20 protein-coding genes are annotated in these 23,985 nt (G+C 63.5%); 13 read left to right on the forward strand and 7 right to left on the reverse strand.

The genetic code is table 11. The annotated features are described in order from the left end of the window. Nucleotides 1-43 precede the first annotated feature (43 nt). Entirely contained in the window at nucleotides 44-265 is a 222-nt protein-coding gene (locus IVA82_RS03850) for a hypothetical protein (protein WP_247384767.1), read from the forward strand. 23 nt (nucleotides 266-288) lie between these two features. Here IVA82_RS03850 and IVA82_RS03855 read toward each other — a convergent pair whose 3' ends face one another. From IVA82_RS03855 to IVA82_RS03865, 3 genes are read right to left on the reverse strand one after another with little or no spacing between them, the layout of a single operon-like run. Continuing rightward, complete coding sequence (locus IVA82_RS03855) at nucleotides 289-1,695, reverse strand: NCS2 family permease (protein ID WP_247384769.1); 1,407 nt, start codon at nucleotides 1,693-1,695, stop codon at nucleotides 289-291. 19 nt (nucleotides 1,696-1,714) lie between these two features. Beyond that, nucleotides 1,715-3,589, reverse strand: a complete 1,875-nt coding sequence (locus tag IVA82_RS03860; RefSeq protein WP_247384771.1) for an adenine deaminase C-terminal domain-containing protein — start codon at nucleotides 3,587-3,589, stop codon at nucleotides 1,715-1,717. Between the two features lie 13 nt (nucleotides 3,590-3,602). After that, nucleotides 3,603-4,268: a TetR family transcriptional regulator gene (locus IVA82_RS03865; protein WP_247384773.1), complete on the reverse strand. Its 666-nt coding sequence runs from the start codon at nucleotides 4,266-4,268 to the stop codon at nucleotides 3,603-3,605. Nucleotides 4,269-4,579: 311 nt separating this feature from the next. Between IVA82_RS03865 and IVA82_RS03870 the strand changes: the two genes are divergently transcribed. Beyond that, nucleotides 4,580-5,593 (forward strand): formamidase, encoded by a 1,014-nt coding sequence (locus IVA82_RS03870; RefSeq protein WP_247384775.1) that lies wholly within the window; start codon nucleotides 4,580-4,582, stop codon nucleotides 5,591-5,593. 82 nt (nucleotides 5,594-5,675) lie between these two features. Next, entirely contained in the window at nucleotides 5,676-6,995 is a 1,320-nt protein-coding gene (locus tag IVA82_RS03875) for a dicarboxylate/amino acid:cation symporter (protein WP_247384777.1), read from the forward strand. A 7-nt stretch (nucleotides 6,996-7,002) separates the two neighbouring features. Here the strand turns inward: IVA82_RS03875 and IVA82_RS03880 are convergent, their stop codons facing one another. Together IVA82_RS03880 and IVA82_RS03885 are read right to left on the reverse strand one after the other, a co-directional pair. Next, nucleotides 7,003-8,376, reverse strand: coding sequence for a hypothetical protein (locus IVA82_RS03880; RefSeq protein ID WP_247384779.1), 1,374 nt, complete (start codon nucleotides 8,374-8,376; stop codon nucleotides 7,003-7,005). Nucleotides 8,377-8,484: 108 nt separating this feature from the next. Then, entirely contained in the window at nucleotides 8,485-9,753 is a 1,269-nt protein-coding gene (locus IVA82_RS03885) for an allantoate amidohydrolase (RefSeq protein ID WP_247384781.1), read from the reverse strand. 380 nt (nucleotides 9,754-10,133) lie between these two features. On the opposite strand from IVA82_RS03885, the gene IVA82_RS03890 reads away from it, so the two are divergent. From IVA82_RS03890 to IVA82_RS03915, 6 genes are read left to right on the forward strand one after another with little or no spacing between them, the layout of a single operon-like run. Further along, a complete protein-coding gene (locus tag IVA82_RS03890; protein ID WP_247384783.1) occupies nucleotides 10,134-11,243 on the forward strand; it encodes a BMP family ABC transporter substrate-binding protein in 1,110 nt (369 codons plus the stop codon). Next, nucleotides 11,240-12,352: an ABC transporter permease gene (locus IVA82_RS03895; protein WP_247384785.1), complete on the forward strand. Its 1,113-nt coding sequence runs from the start codon at nucleotides 11,240-11,242 to the stop codon at nucleotides 12,350-12,352. The genes IVA82_RS03890 and IVA82_RS03895 overlap by 4 nt, the downstream gene beginning before the upstream one ends. A 1-nt stretch (nucleotide 12,353) precedes the next feature. Next, complete coding sequence (locus IVA82_RS03900) at nucleotides 12,354-13,280, forward strand: ABC transporter permease (RefSeq protein ID WP_247384786.1); 927 nt, start codon at nucleotides 12,354-12,356, stop codon at nucleotides 13,278-13,280. Nucleotides 13,281-13,305: 25 nt separating this feature from the next. After that, entirely contained in the window at nucleotides 13,306-13,989 is a 684-nt protein-coding gene (locus IVA82_RS03905; RefSeq protein WP_247384788.1) for an isochorismatase family cysteine hydrolase, read from the forward strand. Further along, nucleotides 13,986-15,518: an ABC transporter ATP-binding protein gene (locus tag IVA82_RS03910; RefSeq protein ID WP_247384790.1), complete on the forward strand. Its 1,533-nt coding sequence runs from the start codon at nucleotides 13,986-13,988 to the stop codon at nucleotides 15,516-15,518. Before IVA82_RS03905 ends, IVA82_RS03910 begins: the two co-directional genes overlap by 4 nt. A gap of 13 nt (nucleotides 15,519-15,531) precedes the next feature. Continuing rightward, nucleotides 15,532-16,017, forward strand: coding sequence for a nucleoside deaminase (locus IVA82_RS03915; protein WP_247384791.1), 486 nt, complete (start codon nucleotides 15,532-15,534; stop codon nucleotides 16,015-16,017). 117 nt (nucleotides 16,018-16,134) lie between these two features. On the opposite strand, the gene IVA82_RS03920 is transcribed toward IVA82_RS03915, so the two are convergent. Further along, a complete protein-coding gene (locus IVA82_RS03920) occupies nucleotides 16,135-17,244 on the reverse strand; it encodes a hypothetical protein (protein ID WP_247384844.1) in 1,110 nt (369 codons plus the stop codon). Nucleotides 17,245-17,817: 573 nt separating this feature from the next. Between IVA82_RS03920 and IVA82_RS03925 the strand changes: the two genes are divergently transcribed. The 4 genes from IVA82_RS03925 (at nucleotide 17,818) to IVA82_RS03940 (ending at nucleotide 22,520) form a co-directional block, all read left to right on the forward strand. Next, the gene (locus IVA82_RS03925; protein ID WP_247384793.1) at nucleotides 17,818-19,389 is read left to right on the forward strand and encodes an ABC transporter ATP-binding protein; all 1,572 of its coding nucleotides are present in this window, start codon (nucleotides 17,818-17,820) and stop codon (nucleotides 19,387-19,389) included. Then, on the forward strand, nucleotides 19,373-20,464 hold the full coding sequence (locus IVA82_RS03930) for an ABC transporter permease (RefSeq protein WP_247384795.1): 1,092 nt from the start codon (nucleotides 19,373-19,375) through the stop codon (nucleotides 20,462-20,464). The genes IVA82_RS03925 and IVA82_RS03930 overlap by 17 nt, the downstream gene beginning before the upstream one ends. Further along, on the forward strand, nucleotides 20,451-21,368 hold the full coding sequence (locus tag IVA82_RS03935) for an ABC transporter permease (protein WP_247384797.1): 918 nt from the start codon (nucleotides 20,451-20,453) through the stop codon (nucleotides 21,366-21,368). The genes IVA82_RS03930 and IVA82_RS03935 overlap by 14 nt, the downstream gene beginning before the upstream one ends. A gap of 75 nt (nucleotides 21,369-21,443) precedes the next feature. Then, nucleotides 21,444-22,520 carry a BMP family ABC transporter substrate-binding protein gene (locus tag IVA82_RS03940; RefSeq protein WP_247384798.1) on the forward strand — a complete coding sequence of 359 codons (1,077 nt, stop codon included), beginning with the start codon at nucleotides 21,444-21,446 and terminating at the stop codon, nucleotides 22,518-22,520. A 109-nt stretch (nucleotides 22,521-22,629) separates the two neighbouring features. Here the strand turns inward: IVA82_RS03940 and IVA82_RS03945 are convergent, their stop codons facing one another. After that, a complete protein-coding gene (locus tag IVA82_RS03945) occupies nucleotides 22,630-23,979 on the reverse strand; it encodes an 8-oxoguanine deaminase (RefSeq protein ID WP_247384800.1) in 1,350 nt (449 codons plus the stop codon). Between the last annotated feature and the right edge of the window lie 6 nt (nucleotides 23,980-23,985).

Raw genomic sequence — 23,985 nt, forward strand, 5'->3', positions numbered from 1 at the left:
CCGTTAACAGGTGCACGCGAGCGGCCATATATCTTGAGGCAACATGAACATCGATGTCGACTTGGATCTTTCGCCGGACCAATGGGAGGTTCTGAAAGCGCTTCGCAATCCTATGCCGCGCGGTCGCCTCACGAAGACCTACGTCGTCGAAGACCTGGTCAAGTTCGGTCTTGTCACGATCAGGGACGGCGTTCCCGTCATGACGTCGACAGGGCGCAAGGTGCTGGTGCGGGGATCTTGCCACCTCCTCGATCTGGCGGCCTAGGTTTTTCGCGACATCCGGACATCTCAAAATATCTGTGCGGTCACGAACGCATAGGCGATGAACACCACGCCGAGACCCCAGACCATGGCAGGAATCCGCCCTCCCCGGCTCATCGAGACCTCCAGTGCGATATAGCTCAACGTCCCGAGCGCCATTCCGTTGATGAGATTGTTGGTCAGCACGGTGACCAGCAGCGTCAGCACGATGGGCACGGCGTTGGCCAGATCGGTCATGTCAATGCGGGCGAGGCCCTGCATCATCAGCACGCCGACGAGCACCAGCGCAGGTGCGGTTGCTTGCGGTGGAATGATGATGAAGACAGGCCAGAAGAACAAGGCAAGGCAGAAGAACGCCGCGACCGTCAGCGATGTCAGGCCGGTGCGACCCCCCGCCTGCACGCCCGTGATCGACTCGATGTAGGCCGTCACTACCGATGTGCCGAGGAGCGGGCCGACGATGGATGCCGTCGCATCGGTAGCGAAAGCGGCGGTGGCATTCGGAATCGAGCCATCCGGACGGCGCAAATTGGCGGCACCAGTCACCCCGATCAGCGTTCCCAGAGTCGAGAAGAATTCGGCGCACAGGAAGTAGAACAGCAATGGCAGCGCCACGACGAAGTGACTGATGAGATAGCCGACATCGAGTGCCATGAAGGTGCTGGTGGGCCAGCGCGGCCATGACAGGATCGCCGACGGCATCGAGGTTACCATCTTGCCGTTTACACCGGGGACGAAGAAGCCGATCAGGGTCAGCACGGCGATGGACAAGATGAGTCCGCCGGGAACACGTCGCGCCACCAGCACCGGCGTAAGCAGCAGACCTGCGAGCGTCAGCAACACCGGCGGGCTGCGCAGCGATCCCATGGCGATATAGGTCGAGGGGTTCTGCACCACGAGGCCGGCGCCGCGCAGCGCAATGAACACGATCAAGGTGCCGACCGCGGCCTGGATGCCAATCTTCAACGCTTCGGGAACGTCGCGTGCTATGCGCTCGCGCAGCTTCGACAGGCTGAGGATCAGGAATAGCACGCCCGTAAAGGCGACCATGGCGAGCGCGCCTTGCCAGGGCATGCCCATCTGCTTGACGATCACATAGGTGAAGATGACGTTGGAGCCCATCGCGGGCGCAACGGCGAGCGGCAGGTTGGCCCAAAGCCCCATCAATACCGAACCGAAGATCGCCGCGAGCGCTGTCGCGTTGACGAGATCGGCGCGATCCATCCCGGCATTGGACATGATCGCCGGGTTCACCGCGATGATATAGGCCATCGCCGCGAATGTGGTCGCGCCGGCCATCACCTCGCGTCCAACAGTGGTGCCGCGCTCAGTTAGTCCGAAGAGGCGGTCGATTGGACCTTGCGGGCCCGACGGCCCGACGGATTTTGGCGCGGCGTCTACGGAATTCGTTTGCGGCAGCGTCATCTCGTTCATCGCCGTCTCCCCATCAGCCTCACCAGACCACCGCGTGTGCTTCGCCGGTCTGGACGTTGATAAATCCGAGCGGCGCCTGCTCGCACGGCGCGACCAGCACCCAGCTCCAGGGCGCGCAGGTCAGCGTCGCGAACATCAGGCGCTCCGGAAATCCGGGATACCAGCGCGGCCGGAAGGTCGGCTCATACATCCAGTCCACCTTGCGGCCCTCCGCATAGAGCGCCTGCATCTCGGCATCGAGCGCCTGCGCCGAGCGGCAGCTCATTAATCCGCCAACCTCGAACCGCACGGTGGCAACGAGCTCGCCTTCTCTGACCAGCGCCCACCCGCCCTGGCGCTCCACCAGCGCGTTCACGGCCTTGGCCATCGCGGCGTCGGACGAGCCGACCACCCAGATGTTATGCTTGTCGTGCGCGACCGAGCAGGCAAGCGCGGTCTCCGGCGTGCACGGTCCGCAGCCGCGCCAGAACATTTTTGCAACCCGGCCGTCGCCGGAGAAGCGATCGACGATGGCAAATTTGGTGATGGCCTCGCTCTCATCGCGCTGCACGGCGCCGTCACGCACCGGCAATTCGATTGTGTAGAACTCCGGATGCCAATGGAACGGGCGGATCACGGCGGCTTTCATCGTGGTGCGGCCGGGTTCGGCCGATAGCTCGAAGTCCTTCGGCTGGATCGCGCGCTTGATATTCACCGTCCTGGTCGCCCAATCGGGCCAGGAGATTTCGGGAACCTTGCTCAGGTAGTTCTTGCCTTCGGATACCTGCGCACCGTCGGCCCAGACTTCGGCGATGCTCAGCTTGGCCACATCAGAGAGCAGCACGACGTCGCCAAAACGCCCCGGGGCGAGGCTGCCGACGAACGGGGTGATGCGCATGTGCCGCGCGGGATTAATGGTAAGACATTGGATCGCGACTTCCGGCGCCAGACCAGCCTCGATCGCGATCCGCGCGTTGTGATCGCTGGCGCCGAGCTCGAGCGTATGGCTGGCGCTGCGGTCGTCGGTGGTGAATGCGATCTGCGACCAGTCCTGCAAACCCTTGGCGAGCAGCCAGGCGACGATTTCAGGCATCGCGTAGACGCGCAACTCGATGAAGAGACCGCGGATGAGCTTGTCCCAGGTCTCCTCGGGCGTCTGCACTTCATGGTCGGAGGCGAGCCCGGCCGCGGCAAAGGCGTTGATGGATGGCAGGTCCCGCAGACCGGAGCCATGGCCTTCGACGACGCCGCGCGCCGCGAACGTGGCTTCGATCATGCCCCATAGCCGCTTGTAGGATGGGTTGTCGGGATTCCAGACCGCCGGCCAGTCCATCACCTCGTCGAGCCCGGTGACCATCAGGCTCGCGCTCATGAAGCTCGCCTGCTCGTCGCGACCATACCAGCCGCCGCCCCACTCATAGGCCGTGGGCGGCACCGCCGATCCGGGCTGCGGAAAGATCTTGAGCGGCGATCCGCGACGGCGTGCCTCGAACCAAAACTCGAGATTGCGTGCGCCGTTGACATTGGAGAATTCGTGGCTCGCCTCGCAGGTCCAGGTATTGCCATGCGGCAGCACCAGCGCGGCCTCCCATTCTGGCGTCAGATGCGAGCTTTCGATATGCTTGTGCACTTCACCGAAACCTGGAACGGCCGCAAGATCGGGACGATGCACGCGTTCGCTGACTTCGCCGGGATAGCTTCCGGCCGGTCCGACCCATGCGATCCTTCGGCCCTTGAACACGATCTCCTGATCTTCGCTCCAGGTGCGGCTGTGCACGTCGAGCAAACGCCCGACCCGCAAGCTCCGGTCGGCCGGGCGGCGACCGAGCGCCGTCAACACCAGATCCTGCCGGATGCGAACCTCATCGGCCGCGTTGATCAAGAGGCCGTCCGGCATCTCGTTCGAGTTTGTCATGACCTGCTCCACCCTATGACGGCTCTCTCGCTCCGGTTCGTTTCCGCGGCGGCTTGCCACCTTGTTCGGAACGCAGCCCTGCCGCAGCCGCATCGCGCTGCCGGATATCCTTCAGGAGCGTGCTGAGCGCCCAGTCGATCGCATCGGCAATCTCGCCACTCGACATGCCGAAGTCTTCGCGCAACGCGCTCCAGGCGAGCACGTTGTTGAGATAGGCCGCGAGCGCCTCGGCTTGGCGGACCTCCTTCGGTTTGAGGTGCCGCACCAGAGGTGCCATCGCCTTGCTGTGCTGGTCGATCAGATGCCGCCGAAAGCCGGCCCGCACGCTGCGGCCGACCCGCGTCATGGCGATTGCACGCGCAAGATTCGGATGGCGATCGAAGCTCTTGCAGAGCTTGCGAAAGATATCCGGCAGCTGGTCCGGCGAGGAAAAGGGAACGTAGCCGAAGACGTTGTGTTCGATCCACTCACCGGCCGCTGCAAACAGCTCCGCGCGAGTCTTGAAGTGCCGATAGATGGTGCGCTCGGCAACCTTCGCGCGCCTGGCGACGGCAGCCATCGAGACCTCGTCGGCGGCATCATCTTCGAGCGTTTCGACGAAGGCCGCAACGATACGCTGCCGCGTCAACTCGGCATATTCGTCCCGAAGATTTGCGCCGTGTCGCCTTACTGTACTCATGTCATAACCCTGACATCGGCGGTCGCGACGGGTCAAGGCGACATTCGAGGCACCTCGCGCCTCAATTATGTGCGGGGTTCGCGGGCGGCACGACGGGACGCTCAAGAGGCCCACGGGGCTCCCAAGAGATTGATCAGGAACAGCAGATGCGACTTCGCACTCGGTGGCATGTTCCGCCCGCGCGATGCTCGCGCTCTTGCCTCATCGCCTGAGAAATGACCTTTTGCCGGCCGCAAAAATCGGATTTGCTTGGCGCCCAATAGATCGCGCCGGCAATGTCGCCGGCGTTTGATCCAGCAAGGGAGCTCTTCATGAACGGGCTTGGCGGCTTGAACAAATCGCCTGAGGGCGTCGTCATCGGGCTGGTGCAGTTGCAATTGCCCAACGTCGCGACCGCGGCCGATCTGGCGCGGCAGACCGAGCGCATCGTCTGGATGGTCGGCAAGGCCCGCCGCAATCTCGCCACCATGGATCTGGTGGTCTTCCCGGAATATTCGCTGCACGGGCTCTCGATGGACACCAATCCCGAGATCATGTGCCGGCTCGACGGGCCTGAGGTCGCGGCCTTCAAGAAGGCCTGCGTCGACAACAAGATCTGGGGCTGTTTCTCCATCATGGAGTTCAATCGGCACGGCAATCCCTACAACTCCGGCCTGATCATCGACGATCACGGCGAGATCAAGCTCTACTACCGAAAACTGCACCCCTGGATTCCGGTCGAACCGTGGGAGCCGGGCGATGTCGGTATTCCCGTCATCGAGGGCCCGAGGGGCGCGAAGATCGCGCTCATCATCTGCCACGACGGCATGTTCCCGGAGATGGCTCGCGAATGCGCCTACAAAGGCGCGGAGATCATGATCCGCACCGCGGGCTACACCGCCCCGATCCGCGACGCCTGGCGCTTCACCAACCAGGCCAATTCGTTCCAGAACCTGATGGTAACGGCAAACGTCTGCATGTGCGGGTCGGACGGCTCATTCGATTCCATGGGCGAAGGCATGATCGTCAATTTCGACGGCACGGTGCTGGCACATGGCACAACCGGCCGGGCCGACGAGATCATCACCGCCGAGGTGCGGCCCGATCTGGTGCGCGAGGCTCGCATCAATTGGGGCGTCGAGAACAACATCTACCAGCTCTGGCATCGCGGCTACGTCGCGGTGAAGGACGGCGCGATGGACTGCCCCTATTCGTTCATGCAGGACATGGTCGCAGGCACCTTCCGCCTGCCGTGGGAACACCAGGTCAAGATCACCGACGGGACGTCCTGTGGCTTCCCGGCACCGACCCGGATGTTCGGCAAAACGGCGAAGGCGGCGGAATAGACCATTTTCGGCCGGGATCCGCGACAATCTGGCACGGTTGTTGCTCTTTGGCGTCTAAGACGCGTGAAAACGGGGAGTCACCATGTCGACCATTGCTGCGGCCCCGGCCGCCGAGCGCAAGCCGCTTTACACCTCGCTGTTCGTCCAGGTTCTAGCCGCGCTCATTCTCGGCATCATCCTCGGCGTGGCCGTGCCAGACTTCGCCATCAGCCTCAAGATCCTGAGCGACGCCTTCCTGAAGCTGATTTCGATGATCGTGGCGCCCATCGTGTTCTGCGTCGTCGTGCACGGCATTGCCGGCGCCGGCGACCTCAAGAAGGTCGGCCGCGTCGGCGTCAAGGCGCTGGTCTATTTCGAGCTGATGACCACGGTGGCTCTCGTGGTCGGTCTCATCCTGGCCTACATCTTCGGGCCGGGCCATGGCATGAACATCGATCCCTCGACGCTGGATGCCAAGGCGCTCAACACCTATGCCGACAACGCCCACAAGCTTCAGGGCGGCGGCATCGGCTCCTTCCTGCTCAACGTGATCCCAAGCACCTCGTTCGACGCCCTGTCGCGCAATGACGTGCTCCAGGTCCTGTTCTTCGCCGTGCTGTTCGGCGTCGGCCTCGCGCTCGTCGGCGGCGAGAAGGGCAAGCTCGTCACGTCCATCATCGATGCCGCCTCGACCGTGCTGTTCCGCGTCATGGGCCTGATCGTGCGCATCGCTCCGCTCGGCGTGCTCGGCGCGGTGGCCTACACTGTCGGCAAATACGGCGTCGGCTCGCTGAAGCAACTCGTCTCGCTGGTGATGCTGTTCTATGTCTCGGTCGGCATCTTCGTACTCGGCGTGCTCGGCAGCGTGATGGCGCTCGCCGGAATCAACATCCTCAAGTTCCTCGCCTACCTGCGCGAAGAGCTGACCATCGTGCTCGCGACCGCCTCCTCCGATGCGGTGCTGCCGCAGATCATGAAGAAGCTGGAGCGGATGGGAGTGAAGGACTCCGTCGTCGGCCTGGTGATTCCGACCGGCTATTCCTTCAATCTCGACGCCTTCTCGATCTACCTGACGCTTGCAGTCGTATTCATCGCGCAGGCGACCAACACGCCGTTGTCTTTCGGCGACCTCCTGCTCGTGCTCGGCGTATCGCTGATTACGTCGAAGGGCGCGCATGGCGTGCCGGGTTCGGCAATCGTGATTCTGGCCGCGACGCTCAACGCCGTGCCGAGCATCCCGGCCATCGGTCTCGTGCTGGTGCTGTCGGTCGACTGGTTCATCGGCATGGCCCGCGCGGTCGGCAACCTCACCGGCAATTGCGTTGCGACCGTGGTGGTCGCGGCCTGGGAAGGTGACCTCGACCGCGCCAAGGCAGCCAAAGTGCTCGACGGTGGCGAACTGGTCGACGTGACGGCCGGTTAGCGCGGGATCAGTCACCCCAATGCAGCAAGGGCGTTCCGAACGCCCTGCTCCAAACGGAAAGGAAACGCGGAAACCAGGAGTGCGCTACGGCGCCCTTGTAGGCCCAGGTGCGATATTTCAGGCCTTGTTCCGATAACAATTCCTGATATCCACCGTGGACTTCGGTCGCGGTCCGAATGTCCTTCAATATCCCTTGGGCGCAGGACCGGTAGATGTCGCGCCCCGAGAATTCGTCGTAGTCCAGCATACGATCGGCAAACTCGACGTTGAACGTCGGCCAGGAGGATCGTCCCTGGTAGGCGGGCGCCGCAATCTTGTGGATTATTTTGTTGCGCGGATTATCCGCCGACACCAGGAAGTGGGATGTTCCGGGTATGCGAAACCGCGGTTCGGCGATGACCAGATCCGTCGTCGCCGCGAACAGCGTGCGTTCGCTTGCCTCACTCAGATCCCAGAAGCCGCGATGCACGCTGACGAAATCCAACGCAACCGAGGACACCGGAGAACTCGCTGGGCCATCAAGGGAATGCGTGACATAGCCGCCCTTGCCGAACAGATGCAGCAGGTCCCTCTTGTATTGCGAGAGCTCGCGCCCGAGCAGCGACTTAAGCTCATTCTCGTCGACGACACCGAGCTGCACGCCCCAAACGAAGGTTGTGTAGACGCAGGCATTGGTGACAAAGCGCCTGCGTTCAGCGCGGGTGTCCGTTGCCGCAGACCGTGGCCGGCTCACGTCGCAAAGCAAATACCTGATGCCGCCGTCATGGAAGGGCTCCAATTCGCTGGCGAGCTGCAAAATCGCCCGCTTCAAGTCGACACCGTGTTCGGCCAGCAGCAGACGGCCCGCATGCGCGCATTGTGACATCGCCAGATGGGACGACGCCCTCTCCTCGGCAGATATCATCTGCTGGAGCCCGGCGAGAATGCCGAGCAGCGTATCCGAGGGGCGCGAGAAATAATTCACGCCAAGATACCGGGCACGCCCCGCCGGAACGATGGTCGTCGTGACGACGTCGGCGCGAACCGCCTCCAGCAACAGGCGCACGCTCCTTTCGAGCAAATGCGCCCGCCGCGCCGCGTCCTGCGAATCCATGATGGTTTCGGGATCGAGAACGTCGGGATAGAACCAGGCGAAGTCGCGCGGATAATAGGCGGAGGCATGCGGCGCCCCCGTGACGAGGAAAGCCTCAGTCACCGAAAAGGCGCTGTCCATCGAGTAACGGTAAAGATCCTCGATGGCCGACAACGAATGATGCGATTTTCTCAGGAATCGATCGCCGAGAAAATTGACCGCCTGAAGAGCGTTGGCGGCAAAGGTCGCGGTCGTCCCCTGATAAAACCGGTTCTCACGATGTGACGGAAAAGAGATGTCGCTGTTCATGTGCGTAAGTCGGCTGATGTCTCGTGATCCCGATAATGGCGGTCACCATTCTAAACATGCCCGATTCGTATCTCTAGCCGGTGACTTGCGGGCTCTCTGACCGTCAATTCACGTGGCGCGGTCCTCCCGCGGCCTGAAATTCTCGATCACCTGCAGCAGCACCCGTGCACCGGCATCGGCATCGGCGAGCTCGACATGCTCGTCCGGGTGATGGCTGATACCGCCGCGACAGCGCACGAAGATCATGCCGACATCGGCGATGTCGGTCATCGCCATGCCGTCGTGCCCTGCCCCGCTCGGCAGCTCGAATACGGAAAGGCCCTCCGCAGCGATTGCCCGCGCGATCTGCTCCTTCAGCCAGGGCGCACAAGGAGCGGTGCGGTTTTCGTGGGTGACGTCGAGCTGAAGCGACAGCTGCCTGCGCTTTGCGATCGCCTCGATCTGGCGGACGACATCGGCGACCGCGCGCTTGCGATGCATATCGGTCGGCGCCCGCATGTCGATGGTGAACGACACCTCACCGGGAATGACGTTGGTCGCGCCGGGCCTGGCGTGGATATAACCGACGGTGCCGACCAGCCCGCTCTCGTCGGTCCGGCAAAACTGCTCGATCGCACCAATGCATTCGGCCGCGCCGGTCAGCGCGTCGCGCCGCAGCGCCATCGGCACCGTTCCGGCGTGACCGGCCATGCCGGTCAGTCGTGCGGCAAGCCGCGTGGCGCCCGCGATCGCGGTGACCACGCCGACGGGCAGGTTCTGTGCTTCCAGCACTGGTCCCTGTTCGATGTGCAGCTCAATATAGGCAAGCAACTCGCGCCGCGCCCGCGCGGCCGCGCCGATATGATCGGGATCGAGGCCAAATAGCACGAGCGCATCGCGCATCAAGACGCCGTCGCGGTCGCGGGTTGCCAGGACGCTCTCATCAAACGTGCCTGCCACCGCGCGGCTGCCGAGCAGCGTCGAGGCGAACCGCACCCCTTCTTCGTCGGCGAAGCCTATGACCTCGATCGCGAACGGCAGGCGCCTGCCGCGGCGGTTGAGATCGGCGACGCAGGCGATTGCGGTGATCACTCCCAGCGGCCCATCCCATTTGCCGGCGTCGCGCACGGTGTCGTAGTGCGAGCCAAGCATCAGGCAGGGCGCACCCGGCCGCTCGCCCTCATAGCGGCCACAGACGTTGCCGATCGCATCGAGATGCGCGCTCATGCCGGCATGGCGCATCCAGACCAGCATGAGGTCTGCGGCTTGACGCAATTCCTTGCTGAGATAGATGCGAGTCAGCTTGCCGACTTCTTCCGAGATCTCACCAAGCTCATTGATCCGAGCTACGATCTCTTCGCCGAGCGATGCATTCTGAACGGCGTTACCAACACCCATTTCGGCGAGCTTCCATCCTCAGGGGCTGGGGCTGCGGCGGCCCCAGCGACAATCGATACAAATTCGGTGCCAGCGAAAGCCGCCGGCGCCGTCCCAATTACGGGGTGGTTAGCACGAATGCGATGACCGGCCGACCGCGCAAACCCTCCATGCACCCTGCTCAAGTACATTGCATACAATCGAAAAATACTGCCCATAAATTAATCTGCCAATTTCCTGATCAGGACTCGATCTGACATAATACCTGATATTTATCAGTATGTTATATCGACATGAACGAATCATGGCCTCTGGCACGAAGCTTGCGACATCGTGTTCCGGCTCCGCCAGACCGGCGCAGCCGCGAGATGAAGGCGGTTCGTCCGCCAAGGGAGCATCCAATGGATTTTGGCATTTCACGACGGCATTTGTTGCAAGGCGGCGCGGCCCTCACCCTCGGCGCGGCCGCCGGCGCGCGCCCGGCCTTCGCGGCCGAGACCACCATCGGCTTCATCTATGTCGGCTCGCGCGACGACTACGGTTACAACCAGGCGCACGCGCAGGGCGCCGCGGCGCTGAAGAAGATTCCCGGCATCAAGGTGGTCGAGGAAGAAAAGGTGCCGGAGACCGACGCGGTCGAGAAGACCATCGAGTCGATGATCAATCTCGACGGCGCCACCCTGCTCTTCCCGACCTCGTTCGGTTACTACAATCCGCACATGATCAAGATGGCCAGCAAGTTTCCGAAGCTGCGCTTCGAGCACTGCGGCGGCCTCTGGAGCGACAAGGACCCGAAGAACGCCGGCAGCTATTTCGGCTATATCGACGAAGCCCAGTACATCTCCGGCATCGTCGCCGGCTACACCTCCAAGAGCGGCAAGCTCGGCTTCGTCGCCGCAAAGCCGATCCCGCAAGTGCTGCGCAACATCAACGCTTTCGCACTCGGCGCCAAGCTCGCCAACCCGAAGGCCACCACGCAGGTGATCTTTACCGGTGACTGGTCGATGCCGGTCAAGGAAGCCGAAGCCACCAACAGCCTGATCGACCAGGGCGTCGACGTGCTGACCTGCCATGTCGACGGCCCGAAGACGATGGTCGAGAACGCGACGCGCCGCGGCGCCTTCGTCTGCGGTTACCACACCAACCAGTCGCCGCTTGCGCCGAAGGCTTATCTGACGGGCGCCGAGTGGAACTGGGAGGCACTGTATCCGAAATTCGTCAAGATGATCGCCGCCGGCGAGAGCATCCCGAACTTCTATCGTGGCGGCCTCAAGGAAGAGATCGTCAAGACCTCGCCCTACGGCGAAGCGGTCTCCGCCGAAGCGCGCAAGCATGCCGACGACGTCAAGGCAAAATTCCTGTCCGCGGAGGGCTACGCCATCTTCAAGGGCGGACTGCTCGACAACAAGGGTAAGACAGTGATCGCCGCCGGCACCGATCGGGGCCAGAAGGATCCCGAGCTCGAGAAGATGGACTATCTCGCGGAGGGCGTGATCGGAGCGACTTCGTGACATCGGAGGCGGCGGATTCCACGCAGGCGGTCGGGACAATTGCCCCGGCCGCCGACCCGGGGTTTCTCCAGCGCCACGGCGCGACCGTCGAATACATCCTGATCCCGGGCGCGGCGCTGGCCGGCGCGCTCGTGGTCTTCGGTATCTTCGTCGCGATGTTCGGCAAGAACCCGCTCGATCTCTATTTTTACATGTACTACGGCGCCTTCGGCACCTGGTTCTCCTGGCAGAACACACTGACGCGCGCAGCCCCATTGATCCTCACCGCGCTCTGCACCGCGCTGCCGGCACAGCTCGGCATGGTTATCATCGGCGGCGAAGGCGCGCTTCTGGTCGGCGCGCTGACGGCAACGAGCGCCGCGCTCGCGCTCCAGGGCATGCCTCCGCTCATCGTCCAGATCGCCATGGTCTGTGCCGGCGTCATCGGCGGCGGCCTGTGGATCATGCTGTCGGGCGCTCTGCGTCAGTTCCGCGGCGTCAACGAGACGATCTCGAGCCTGCTGCTCGTCTACATCGCGCTCGCGATCCTCAACCATCTCGTCGAAGGCGTGATGCGCGATCCCGCCAGCCTCAACAAGCCGTCGACGCGCGAGATCGGCGCCGCCAACATGATCGGCTCGATTCCCGGCACCGACGTGCATTGGGGCCTCGTGTTCGGCCTGATCGCCGCGATCGGCGCCTACATCCTGATCTATCACACCGTGTTCGGATTCGCCGCACGCGTCGCCGGCGGCAACATTCGCGCCGCGAAGATCGTCGGCCTCGGCGTCAGCAAGCTCATTCTCACCATCTGCTTCCTGGCCGGCGGGGCAGCTGGCCTCGCGGGCATGGTCGAGGTTGCCGCCGTGCAGGGCCGCACCAACGCCAACCTCGCCGCAGGCTATGGCTTCACCGGCATTCTCGTTGCTTTCCTGGCGCGGCAAAATCCGCTCGCAATCATTCCTGTCGCGATCCTGCTCGGCGGCATCAGCGCCAGTGGCGGCCTGTTGCAGCGGCGCCTCGGATTGCCAGATGCCTCCGTGCTGGTGCTTCAGGGCATCATCTTCGTCTTCGTGCTCGCAAGCGATGCGCTCTACGGCCGCATCGGCTTCCTGAAGGGGAAATCCTGAGATGGCAGACGGATCGATCGGGCTCTGGACCGTCCCGCTCGCCGTGCTCGGCGGCGCCATTCGCGTCTCGACGCCGTTCCTGTTCGTGAGCCTGGGCGAATGCATCACCGAGCGCTCGGGCCGCATCAATCTTGGCCTCGAAGGCACGCTGGTGATGGGCGCGATGAGCGCCTACGGCATTTCCTACGTCACCGGATCGCCCTGGCTGGGCGTGCTCGCCGCCGGCGTCGCCGGCGCGCTTCTGGGTGCACTGCATGCCGGCATCTGCTCGCTGCCGCGCGTCAACGACATTGCCGTCGGCATCGCCTTGATGCTGTTCGGCACCGGGCTCGCCTTCTATCTCGGCAAACCATTGATCGAACCGACCGCGCCGCGGCTGCCCGCGATCGATTTCGGATGGTGGAGCGATATCCCGCAGCTTCGCGCTGCGCTACGCATAAATGTGATGTTCCTGATCGGCGTGGCGCTGGCCCCGATCCTGTACTGGGCCTTCCGCACGACGCGCTGGGGCCTCCTGATTCGTACCGCTGGCGAAAGCTCGGATGCCGCACGCGCCATGGGCTATTCAGTCCTGCTGATCCGCCTGCGCGCGACCATGGTCGGCGGCTTCCTCGCCGGCATCGGCGGCTCCTTCCTGTCGCTGTTCTATCCGGGAAGCTGGAACGAAGGTCTGTCCTCGGGCCAGGGCATCACCGCCGTGGCGCTCGTGATCTTCGCGCGCTGGGATCCCCTGCTGTGCCTGTGGGCCTCGCTCGCCTTCGGCGGCGCTGCGGCCTTGGGGCCGGCACTCCAATCGGTCGGCGTCACCTCCGGCTACCACCTCTTCAACGCTGCGCCCTACATCTTGACGCTGGCGATCATGATCATCACCTGCTCGCCGAATCGGACGCTGACCGGCGCCCCCGCCGAACTCTCGATCACACGGTAACACGCGGCACGCAACGAGGTCGTCCATGCCCGAGCGCTATATCAAGTCCGAGCCCTACGCCTGGCCCTACAACGGCGACCTTCGCCCCGAGAACACGGCGCTCGTCATCATCGACATGCAGACCGACTTCTGCGGCATCGGCGGCTATGTCGACAAGATGGGCTATGACCTCTCGCTGACGCGGGCCCCGATCGAGCCGATCAGGAAGCTCCTCGCGGCCACGCGCAGCCAAGGCTATCACATTATCCATACCCGCGAGGGCCATCGTCCCGATCTCTCCGATCTTCCCGCCAACAAGCGCTGGCGCTCGCGGCAGATCGGCGCCGGGATCGGCGATCCCGGACCCTGTGGCCGCATCCTGGTGCGCGGCGAACCCGGCTGGGACATCATCCCGGAGCTCGCGCCGCTGCCCGGCGAGCCCATCATCGACAAGCCCGGCAAGGGCTCGTTCTGCGCCACCGATCTGGAACTGATCCTGCGCGTGCGCGGCATCGAGAACATCGTGCTGACCGGCATCACCACCGACGTCTGCGTCCATACCACCATGCGCGAGGCCAACGACCGCGGCTTCGAATGCGTGCTCTTGCAGGATTGCTGCGGCGCAACTGACAAGAGCAATCACGAGCATGCGCTGAAGATGATTAAGATGCAGGGCGGCGTGTTCGGCGCGGTCTCGAGCTCCGACGCCTTCATCGGAGCGATTTCGTGATCATCGGCGAGCAGCCTCCGCCGTCGGGTGCCTTCGGCGTCAACGCCATTGCCATGACCATGCGTTTCGGCGACTTCCTGGCGCTCGACAATGTCGAGCTGAAGGTACGGCCGGGCTCGTTCCATGCGCTGCTCGGCGAGAACGGCGCCGGTAAGTCGACCCTGGTCAAATGCATCATGGGCTACTACCACGCGACCGAAGGCGACATCATCATCGGCGATCGCCAGCAGGCGATCGCCAATCCGAAAGACGCCCACGCGCTCGGCCTTGGCATGGTCTATCAGCACTTTACCCTCGTGCCGGCGATGACGGTCGCGGAAAATCTCGTGCTGGCGCGCGACAACGTACCGGCGGTCGTGGACTGGTCCAAGGAGATGAAGGAACTCGATGCATTTTTGGCGCGGATGCCCTTCAAGGTGCCGCTCGGCGCAAAGGTCTCGGATATCTCGGCCGGCGAGCGGCAGAAGTGCGAGATCCTCAAGCAGCTCTATCTGAAGCGCCACTTCCTGATCCTGGACGAGCCGACGTCGGTGCTCACGCCCGCGGAAGCCGACGAGGTGCTTGGCATGCTCCGCGACATGGTCGTCAGGGGCGAGCTGACCATCCTGATGATCACGCACAAGTTCCGCGAGGTCATGGCTTTCGCCGACGAGGTCACCATCCTGCGCCGCGGCAAGCTCGCCGGCCACGGCAAGGTCGCAGAGCTCACCGCGGACGCGATGGCACGCACCATGATCGGCGCCGAGGAGCTGACCGTGCAGCCGCCACGCACCGGCAAAGCAGGTCGGACCAGGTTAGAGCTGGCAAAAGTGCGCGCGCTCGACGACGCCGGAGCCATCGCCGTACATGACGTCTCGCTCACCGTTCGTGCCGGCGAGATCGTCGGCATCGCCGGCGTCTCCGGCAACGGCCAGCGCCAGCTCGTCGAGGTACTGGCCGGCCAGCGCGAGGCCGACAGCGGCGAGATCCGCGTCGCGGGCGTCCCTTATCATGCCACCCGCGCGCAGATGCGCCGCCACAAGATGTCGCTTTTGCCGGAGGAGCCGCTGAAGAACGCCTGTGTCGCCGGCATGAGCGTCGCCGACAACATCGCCTTCCGAGAGTTCGATCGTGCGCCTTTTGCAAGCCTCGGCTGGTGGCTCAACCGCGGTGCGTTCCGCGACGACGCGAAGAAGAAGATCGGCCAGTACAAGATCAAGACCCGCACCCCGGATACGCCGATCTCGGCGCTGTCAGGTGGCAACGTCCAGCGCGCCGTGCTGGCGCGCGAACTCGGCGGCGACGTCGAGGTGCTGATCGCGGCCAATCCCTGCTTCGGTCTTGACTTTGCGGCGGTGGCGCAGATCCATGCCGAGATCATGGCGGCGCGCAACCGCGGCGCGGCAGTGCTGCTGGTCAGCGAGGACCTCGACGAGCTGCTTGAACTCTCCGACCGGCTGTTGGTGATGTTCCACGGCGAATTCGTGCATGAAGCACCGACCAGCGACGCCGATCTCACCGTGGTCGGCCGGCACATGGCGGGACATTGACGGCGGAGCGGCGATGAACGGCCCATCAGAACGCGACGAACGCTTTCTGCGCCTCTCCTTCGCGGTCGCCCGCCGTTCCCTTACCCATGGCAACCATCCCTTCGGCTGCATCGTCGTCGGCGCGGACGGCAAGGTGCTGATCGAGACCGAGAACGGTTACCTGCCGGATCGTGACGGCACCGCGCATGCCGAACGCATCGCGGCGACGCAGGCCTGCCGCACGCTCAGTCGCGAAGTGCTGGCAGGATCCACACTTTATTCCTCCGCCGAGCCCTGCGCGATGTGCGCCGGCGCAATCTACTTTGCCGGCATCGGCCGCGTGGTCTATGGCCTCAGCGAGCACCGCCTGCGCGGCGTCACCGGCAACCATCCGGAGAACCCGACGCTCGACCTGCCCTGCCGCGAGGTTTTTGCCAGCGGCCAGCGGCCGACCGAGGTGGTGGGACCGTTGCTGGAAGACGAGGCCGAAGCGCTGCACGACGGCGTCTGGACGAAGTAGCCGAGAGCAGCGGCGGTTACGCTTGCTTAAGCCGCACGCGATACAACCGAAATAGAAGATGGCGCCGCGGAAGTTTAGCGCGGCGCCATCGTCGTTCACCTGGAGACCATCAGGTGGTTAGAACTTCATCGTGATACCGCCATACACCGTCGATTCGGTGCAGGTGTGATTGCTCTGACCGTTGAAGGTGCAGGCCACGCTGTTGTTGTGGTCGAGGCCGAACTTGTTCTGCCAGTAGCGGTAGGCAACCCAGAGATCAACGAAGTGCGAGTACTTCGGACCCCAGACCGCCTTGGAGGCGTCGAGGGTCAGACGGATCGGTTCCGAATTGAACTCGACCTTGGTGTTGATGTTGCCAGGAGCTGCAAACGGCACCGCGTTGCTCTCGGTACCCTTGGCACCATACCAGCCGGCACGACCACTGATCGACCAGAACTGCATGTTTTCAGGCAGGAAGCCCAGATCCATGTAGTAGTTGGTTTCAACCGCCCATGTCGGCTTGAAGCTACGGTCACCATCTCCGAGACAGGTCACACCCGCAACGCCTGGTGCGAACAGGTTGCACTGGGCAAACACGCTATGGCTCGAGAACTCCCAATAGACCAGCGGGGCAACGTTGAAGTAGCCCTTGTAAGGCAGGTCGAAGGCGAACTGCAGACCGGCAACGACGTCGCGCTTGGCGGCTGAGAAGAAGCTGTTCTCCGAACTGCCATCCATACCCACCTCAAACGAGATGTTGTGCAGTGGGCCGGCTGTGAACGCTTTGGTGTTGAAGATTTCATTCCAGCCCAGAGTGGACCGGAACAAGCCGTAGATTTCGGTCATGCCCGAACAGTTGGCCGGCAGACCGGATACGGCGCTCACGATCTGACCCGTGCCGTTGGTGAAGCAGGGGTTCGCCGGATCGTTATGGTCCGACTTGAACATCGAGATGGTGAAGAAGTTGGTGCCGTAGGCCCAGGCGTCGAAGTGGGTGAACGAATAGACCTGCTTGGCGGTCTTTCCATTGATGGTGCCATTCGGCTGAACGCTGAAGACGCCGGGGTCGGTGCCTTTCGGCATCCAGGAGAACGATACGCGGTCGTCGATCACCAGGAAGAACGGCAGATCCGCCGCCGCCTTCTTGGCGGCCTTGACCGGCAAATCTGCCGCCTGAGCCAAGCCACCGGTGGCGAGCGTAGCAAGTGACAGCGCCGCTGCTGCAATTGCCCTGAAACGAAACGACATCCTGAATACCCCCAAGTTTGGACACGTAAAAATGAACGTCCCTGGGTGCGACACTTGCGCCGATCTCCTGGAGTGAGAAGCCTCAACTTGTTCCAAAGCGTGACGCTTGTTATGGCAGCGAGTGGCTTTTCATGACGAAATTACGAGGGCTTTGCGCCTCGCGCTTGCTTGCGAGCGGCAAGGCAGGCCAGCGATTGCGAAATTTTCCTGACTGATTTTGCTTGCCTTTTGCGTCGCGCGGGAGCGCGGCCACGATCGTCGGCGACGATCATCATTGCTGCGCGGCAATGCATACGTGTGGCGGCACGGTAGTGCTCAACTTGGCGTCAAGCCTGCATAGCGGTTCCGATTTGGTTTGAACCGTCACAAATTAGCAACAGACGTTTCGCTGGACCGGACCGCAAGCGATTGAGGGAGCCAATGGGACGTTCCTTCGTCCGAAGCGAGCACGATCAGCACCGCCTTGCCCATCTGCCAAAGCGTTGAGCAAGGGATGACGCTATTTCACACCTTACGCGCTGGTTTAAACTGGCCCACAATTAAGGCACTTCACCCACGCAAGCGCATCAACGAATGTTAGATCCGACGCCTAACTGCCTGCATTCCGGCGAGTCCCCGCTCCTTAGGACGGTCGGACTCACCAAACGCTATGGTGACTTTCTCGCCAACGATTCCATCGACATCGACATCTGGCCGAAGGAAATTCACGCGCTACTCGGCGAGAACGGCGCCGGCAAGTCGACGCTGGTCAAGGCGATCTACGGGCTGATCCAGCCCAGTGCCGGCGAGATTCGCTGGCAGGGGCAACCGATCGTGCTCTCGGGTCCGTCGCAGGCACGCAGCCGCGGCATCGGCATGGTGTTCCAGCATTTCTCGCTGTTCGACAATCTCACCGTCGCCGAGAACATCGCGCTCGGCCTCGACGGACGAGAGCCCTTCAAGGACATGTCGGCGCGGCTGGAGCAGGTGTCGAAGACTTATGGCCTGCCGCTCGATCCCATGCGCGAGGTCTGGCAATTGTCGGTCGGCGAGCGCCAGCGCATCGAGATCGTCCGCGCGCTGATGCAGGATCCGAAGTTCCTGATCCTGGACGAGCCCACGGCGGTGCTGACGCCGCAGGAAGCCGATCAGCTCTTCATCGTGCTGGAGCGACTCAAGGCCGAAGGCCGCGCCATCCTCTACATCAGCCATAAGCTCGACGAGGTGAAGCGGCTCTGCGATACCGCCACGATCCTGCGCGGCGGCAAGAAGATACAAACCTGCAATCCCAGACTCGAGACCGCGGCTTCGCTCGCACGCATGATGGTCGGTAGCGAGATCAAGGAAGTGAAGGCCGCCGCCGGCCGGCGGACCACCGTGCCGCGGCTCGTCGTCAACGATCTCTCGCTGGCGCCGGCCGAAGCGCATGGCGTGCGGCTCGAGCACATCTCGTTCGAGCTGAAGGGCGGCGAAATCCTGGGCATCGCCGGCGTCGCCGGCAACGGCCAGGACGAACTGTTCGCAGCGTTGTCCGGCGAACGATTGTCGAAGGACCCCGGTACCGTGGTGATCGAAGGTATTGCCGCCGGCCACCTCTCGATCACGCAGCGGCGCAAGCTGGGCGCGGCCTTCGTCCCCGAAGAGCGGCTCGGGCACGGCACCGCGCCGCGCATGAAGCTGTCGGAGAATGCGCTGCTTACCGGACACGCGGCGAGCGGAATGGTCCATCACGGCTTCATCGACACTGCGGCGACGCTCAAGACCGTCGATCGCGCGACCGAAACCTTCGACGTCCGCAAGGCCAAGCGCGATCCGGAAGCCGCGAGCCTCTCGGGCGGCAATCTGCAGAAATTCATCGTCGGCCGCGAGATCCTGCGCAACCCGGCCGTGCTTGTGGTGAGCCAGCCGACCTGGGGCGTCGACGCCGGCGCGGCCGCCGTCATTCGCCAGGCACTGCTTGATCTGGCAACCGCAGGCGCCGCTGTGCTCGTGACCAGCCAGGATCTCGATGAACTCGCCGAGATCGCCGACCGCATCGCCGTGATGTTCCATGGCCGGCTATCGGCCCCGCTCGCCACAGGCGAAGCGACGCGCGAGAAGCTCGGCCTGTTGATGGGCGGCAGCAGCCTGGAAACGAAGGAGGCCGCGCATGCAGTTGGTGCTTGAGAAGCGCGCCGAGCGCTCCAACACGATTGCGCTGGTCTCGCCGCTGATCGCGATCGGCTTGACGATCGTCACCATGGTCATCCTGTTCGCGATCCTCGGCAAAAATCCGCTTCTGGCGCTGCACGCCTATTTCATCGCGCCCTTGACCGATGGCTATTCGCTCCAGGAGATCGCGGTGAAGGCGACGCCGCTGGTGATGATCGCGATCGGGCTGTCACTCTGCTATCTCGCCAACGCCTGGAACATCGGCGCCGAGGGGCAATTCCTGATTGGCGCCGTGGCCGGAAGCTGGATCGCCGTGAAAACGCAAGGTGCCGACGCCGGCGCCTGGGTGCTGCCGGCGATGTTCGTGCTCGCGGCGGCCGGAGGCGCGCTCTATGCGCTGATCCCGGCGATCTGCAAGGTGAAGTTCGGCGCCAGCGAGATCCTGACCAGCCTGATGCTGGTCTATGTCGCCGACCTTTTTCTCGACTACCTGGTGCGCGGGCCGTGGCGCGATCCGCACGGCTTCAACTTCCCGACAACGGCCGAATTCGATCCGGTGGCCACCGTCCCGCTGCTGATCGAAGGCGGCCGGCTGCATCTTGGCGCGATCATCGCGCTGGTTGTCGTCGCGGCGGCGGCGATCCTGCTGGGGCGAACCATCAAGGGTTTCGAGATCCGCGTCGTGGGCGCGGCACCGCGCGCGGCACGGTTCGGTGGTTTCAACGCCGACCAGTTGATCATCCTGACCTTCGCGGTCTCCGGCGCACTGGCGGGTCTCGCCGGCATCATCGAGGTCGCAGGTCCCGTCGGCCATCTCCAGCCCGGCATCTCGCCCGGCTACGGTTTTACCGCGATCATCGTTGCCTTCCTCGGCCGACTGAACCCGCTTGGAATATTAATTGCAGGCCTTTTCCTCGCATTGACGTTTATCGGCGGCGAGCAGGCGCAGATCGCGATGAAGATCCCGTTGGACGTCACCAAGGTTTTTCAGGGCATTCTGCTGTTCTACGTACTGGCTTGCGATTCCCTCATCCTCTACCGCTTCAAGCTGGTCTTCCCGAACCGTCAGGTGGCCCGTGGAACTGGTTGAAGCCATCATCCTGGCGGTGCTCGCCGCGTCGACGCCGCTGCTCATCGCGGCAACGGGCGAACTCGTGAGCGAGCGCTCCGGCGTGCTCAATCTTGGCGTCGAGGGCATGATGATCGTCGGTGCGGCCTGCGGCTTTGGCGGCGCCTGGCTGACCGGATCGATTCTGATCGGCGCGCTATTCGGTATCGTCGCGGGCACGCTGATGTCGCTGATCTTCGCGCTGATGGCGCTTGGGCTTGCCGTCAACCAGGTCGCGACCGGTCTCGCACTCACCATCCTGGGCGTCGGGCTTTCCGGCCTGATCGGTGCCGGCTTCGTCGGCGAGCGCATCACGCCGGCGGCACATCTCTACATTCCCGGCCTCACCGACATCCCGCTGATCGGCCGGTTACTGTTCGGCGAGGACGCCTTCGTCTACTTCTCGCTGGCGCTGATCGTCGGCGTCTGGTGGTTTCTGTATCGCACCCGGCCGGGGCTTATCCTGCGCGCCTGCGGCGACAGCCACGTCTCCGCGCATGCGCTCGGCTATCCCGTGCTGCGCATCCGCACCTTCGCCGTGATGTTCGGCGGCGCCTGTGCCGGCCTTGCCGGGGCCTATCTGCCGCTCGCCTATACGCCGTTCTTCATTCCCGGCATGACCGCGGGCCGCGGCTGGATCGCGCTGGCGCTGGTCGTGTTTTCATCCTGGCGGCCGGGCCGGCTCGTGGTCGGCGCCTACCTGTTCGGCGCGGTGACGATCCTGCAATTGCATGCGCAAGGCTGGGGGGTCGGCATTCCCTCGCAATTCATGTCGGCGCTGCCGTACCTCGCGACCGTCATCGTGCTGGTGCTGCTGTCCCGCGCACGGACCGGCGGCTCGACCGCGCCGGCCGCGCTCGGCACCGTGTTCGTGCCTGACCGCTGATCTTTTTCCGCAGCGTACGCGATGGGGCGCGCATGTTGCGGATTTTGGCTTTCCCCGACTGTTTGGAGATTGATGATGAGGAAAACACTTCTTGCGCTGGCTGCCGGGCTTTTGCTTGCCGGGAGCGTCAGTGCAGCCTCTGCTGCCGACAAGCTGAAGGTCGGTTTCATTTACCTTGGCCCTGTCGGCGACCTCGGCTGGACTTATCAGCACGAGCTGGCACGCCAGGCGCTGGTGAAGGAGCTCGGCGACAAGATCGAGACCACCTTCCTCGAGAACGTGCCCGAGGGTCCCGACGCCGAGCGCTCCATCGAGCAACTCGTCCGCGCCGGCAACAAGCTGATCTTCACCACCTCGTTCGGCTACATGGATCCGACGCTGAAGGTCGCCAAGAAATATCCGAACGTGCATTTCGAGCACGCCACCGGCTACAAGCGCAACCCGAACATGTCGACCTACTCGGCCAAGTGGTATCAGGGCCGCTACATCCAGGGCCTGATCGCGGCCAAGATGTCGAAGTCCGGCGTGCTCGGCTATATCGGCTCGTTCCCAATTCCCGAGGTCGTCTCCGGCATCAACGCGACGATCCTTGCCGCGCAGACCATCAACCCGAACATAAAGGTCAAGATCATCTGGGCCAACACCTGGTTCGATCCGGGCAAGGAAGCCGACGCCGCCAAGGCGCTGATCGACCAGGGCGCCGACGTCATCATGCAGCACACGGATTCGCCGGCAGCGATGCAGATCGCCAGCGAGCGCGGCAAGCTCGCCTTCGGCCAGGATTCTGAGATGATCAAGTTCGGGCCCAAGACCCAGCTGACCTCGATCCTCGACACCTGGGGCCCCTACTACATCGCCCGCGTCAAGGCCGAGCTCGACGGCACCTGGAAGTCCGAGGACAGCTGGGGCGGCCTTGACAGCCACATGTTCGCAATGGCGCCCTACACCAACATGCCCGACGACGTGAAGAAGATGGCCGAGGATGCCCAGGCGGCGATCACCGCCGGCAAGTTGCATCCGTTCAAGTGCCCGGTCATTGGGCAGGACGGTAAGCCGGTCGAGTGTAAGGGCGGCGATCACCTCGACGACGGCCAGATCCTCGGCATGAATTTCTACGTCAAGGGCATCGACGACAAGCTTCCGGGCAAGTAGCACGCTTCTTGCATTGCTAGAACCACCTGCTCCTCCCGGAGGAGGTTCGGAGGGGGTAGCCACAAGCACCCGGCACTTGTGGTTGCCCCCTCTTTTTATTCCTCCGCTCCTATCCCGCCTGCATCGCCCGCGCTGCGGAACTGTGCCGGCGGATGAGGTCGGGAACATCCAGGCCCGGGATCGCGCCATCGACCACGGCCCATTTTCCCGCCACCATGACCCGATCGGCCCGATGCGCCCCGCACAGCACCACCGCGGCCAGTGGATCGCCATGGCCGGAGAAGCGCAGCTCGTCGAGCTTGAACAGCGCAAGATCAGCCGCCTTGCCGACCGCGATCTCGCCGAGCTCGGGACGGCCGACACAGGCTGCCGAACCCTTGGTGGCCCAACGGAGCGCGTCCTTGTGGCTGACTCTCGTCACCCCGTAGCGCGCCCGTTGCAGCAGGAAGGCGGCGCGCACCTCCTGCATCAGGTTCGATCCGTCGTTCGACGCCGAGCCGTCGACCCCGATCCCGATGCCGACGCCAGCCTCCTCCATCTCGCACACGGGACAACAGCCCGAAGCCAGCAGCTGGTTGCTGCAGGCGCAATGGCTGATGGTGGTCTTGGCCTTGCCGAGCCGCTTGATCTCGTCGACGTTGAAGAAGATGCCGTGGGCGAGCCAGGTCCGGGCATTGAGCCAGCCGCACTGCTCGAGATAGTCGAGTGGACGGCAGCCATACATCTGCTCGCAGAATTTGTTTTCATCCTCGGTCTCGGCAAGGTGGGTGTGCAGGCGCACGTCGAGCTTGTCGGCGAGATCGGCGGTGGCGCGCATCAGCGATGTCGTCACCGAAAAGGGCGAGCAAGGCGCGAGCGCAATCTGCACCATCGCGTCCGCACCGCGCTGGTGGTGCTTGGCCACCACACGCGCGCTGTCGGCAAGGATCGTGTCCTCGTCCTGCACGACGCTATCCGGCGGCAAGCCGCCGTCGCGCTGCGACAGGTTCATCGAGCCGCGCGTGAGCAGGACGCGCACGCCGAGCAGTTTTGCAACCGCAACCTCAATATCGACGGCATCCTCGAGTCCGGCCGGAAACACGTAATGATGATCAGTCGTGGTGGTGCAGCCCGAGAGCAGGAGTTCGGACATCGCCACGGTGACGCCGAGTTCCAGCGATTCCGGCGTCATCCTCGCCCACACCGGATAGAGTGCCTGGAGCCAGGGAAACAGCTCGCGGTCCATCGCGGCCGGCAGCGCCCGCGTCAGCGTCTGATAAAAATGGTGATGCGTATTGATGAGCCCTGGCAGCACGACATGCTCGCCGGCGTCGAACACCGCGGCATCCGCGGTCGCAGGCCTGCCGCCGGCCGGGACGAGTTCGATAATCCGGCCGTCGTTCACCACGATCCCGCGCTCTGCACCGTCGGCGAGGATGGCCAGGGGATCCTTGATCCAGATCGGCTTGGCGTCGCTCATGATCCT

It is taken from the genome of Bradyrhizobium sp. 142 (assembly GCF_023074015.1).
GTDB lineage: Bacteria > Pseudomonadota > Alphaproteobacteria > Rhizobiales > Xanthobacteraceae > Bradyrhizobium.

What these genes read in the sequence shown, in the direction of transcription:
- IVA82_RS03850 (WP_247384767.1), top strand. Translation starts at nt 44, where the DNA reads ATGAACATCGATGTCGACTTGGATCTTTCGCCGGACCAATGGGAGGTT.
- IVA82_RS03875 (WP_247384777.1), top strand. Translation starts at nt 5,676, where the DNA reads ATGTCGACCATTGCTGCGGCCCCGGCCGCCGAGCGCAAGCCGCTTTAC.
- IVA82_RS03880 (WP_247384779.1), bottom strand. Translation starts at nt 8,376, where the DNA reads ATGAACAGCGACATCTCTTTTCCGTCACATCGTGAGAACCGGTTTTAT.
- IVA82_RS03865 (WP_247384773.1), bottom strand. Translation starts at nt 4,268, where the DNA reads ATGAGTACAGTAAGGCGACACGGCGCAAATCTTCGGGACGAATATGCC.
- IVA82_RS03925 (WP_247384793.1), top strand. Translation starts at nt 17,818, where the DNA reads ATGTTAGATCCGACGCCTAACTGCCTGCATTCCGGCGAGTCCCCGCTC.
- IVA82_RS03855 (WP_247384769.1), bottom strand. Translation starts at nt 1,695, where the DNA reads ATGAACGAGATGACGCTGCCGCAAACGAATTCCGTAGACGCCGCGCCA.
- IVA82_RS03930 (WP_247384795.1), top strand. Translation starts at nt 19,373, where the DNA reads ATGCAGTTGGTGCTTGAGAAGCGCGCCGAGCGCTCCAACACGATTGCG.
- IVA82_RS03900 (WP_247384786.1), top strand. Translation starts at nt 12,354, where the DNA reads ATGGCAGACGGATCGATCGGGCTCTGGACCGTCCCGCTCGCCGTGCTC.
- IVA82_RS03945 (WP_247384800.1), bottom strand. Translation starts at nt 23,979, where the DNA reads ATGAGCGACGCCAAGCCGATCTGGATCAAGGATCCCCTGGCCATCCTC.
- IVA82_RS03905 (WP_247384788.1), top strand. Translation starts at nt 13,306, where the DNA reads ATGCCCGAGCGCTATATCAAGTCCGAGCCCTACGCCTGGCCCTACAAC.
- IVA82_RS03920 (WP_247384844.1), bottom strand. Translation starts at nt 17,244, where the DNA reads ATGTCGTTTCGTTTCAGGGCAATTGCAGCAGCGGCGCTGTCACTTGCT.
- IVA82_RS03885 (WP_247384781.1), bottom strand. Translation starts at nt 9,753, where the DNA reads ATGGGTGTTGGTAACGCCGTTCAGAATGCATCGCTCGGCGAAGAGATC.
- IVA82_RS03890 (WP_247384783.1), top strand. Translation starts at nt 10,134, where the DNA reads ATGGATTTTGGCATTTCACGACGGCATTTGTTGCAAGGCGGCGCGGCC.
- IVA82_RS03915 (WP_247384791.1), top strand. Translation starts at nt 15,532, where the DNA reads ATGAACGGCCCATCAGAACGCGACGAACGCTTTCTGCGCCTCTCCTTC.
- IVA82_RS03870 (WP_247384775.1), top strand. Translation starts at nt 4,580, where the DNA reads ATGAACGGGCTTGGCGGCTTGAACAAATCGCCTGAGGGCGTCGTCATC.
- IVA82_RS03940 (WP_247384798.1), top strand. Translation starts at nt 21,444, where the DNA reads ATGAGGAAAACACTTCTTGCGCTGGCTGCCGGGCTTTTGCTTGCCGGG.
- IVA82_RS03860 (WP_247384771.1), bottom strand. Translation starts at nt 3,589, where the DNA reads ATGACAAACTCGAACGAGATGCCGGACGGCCTCTTGATCAACGCGGCC.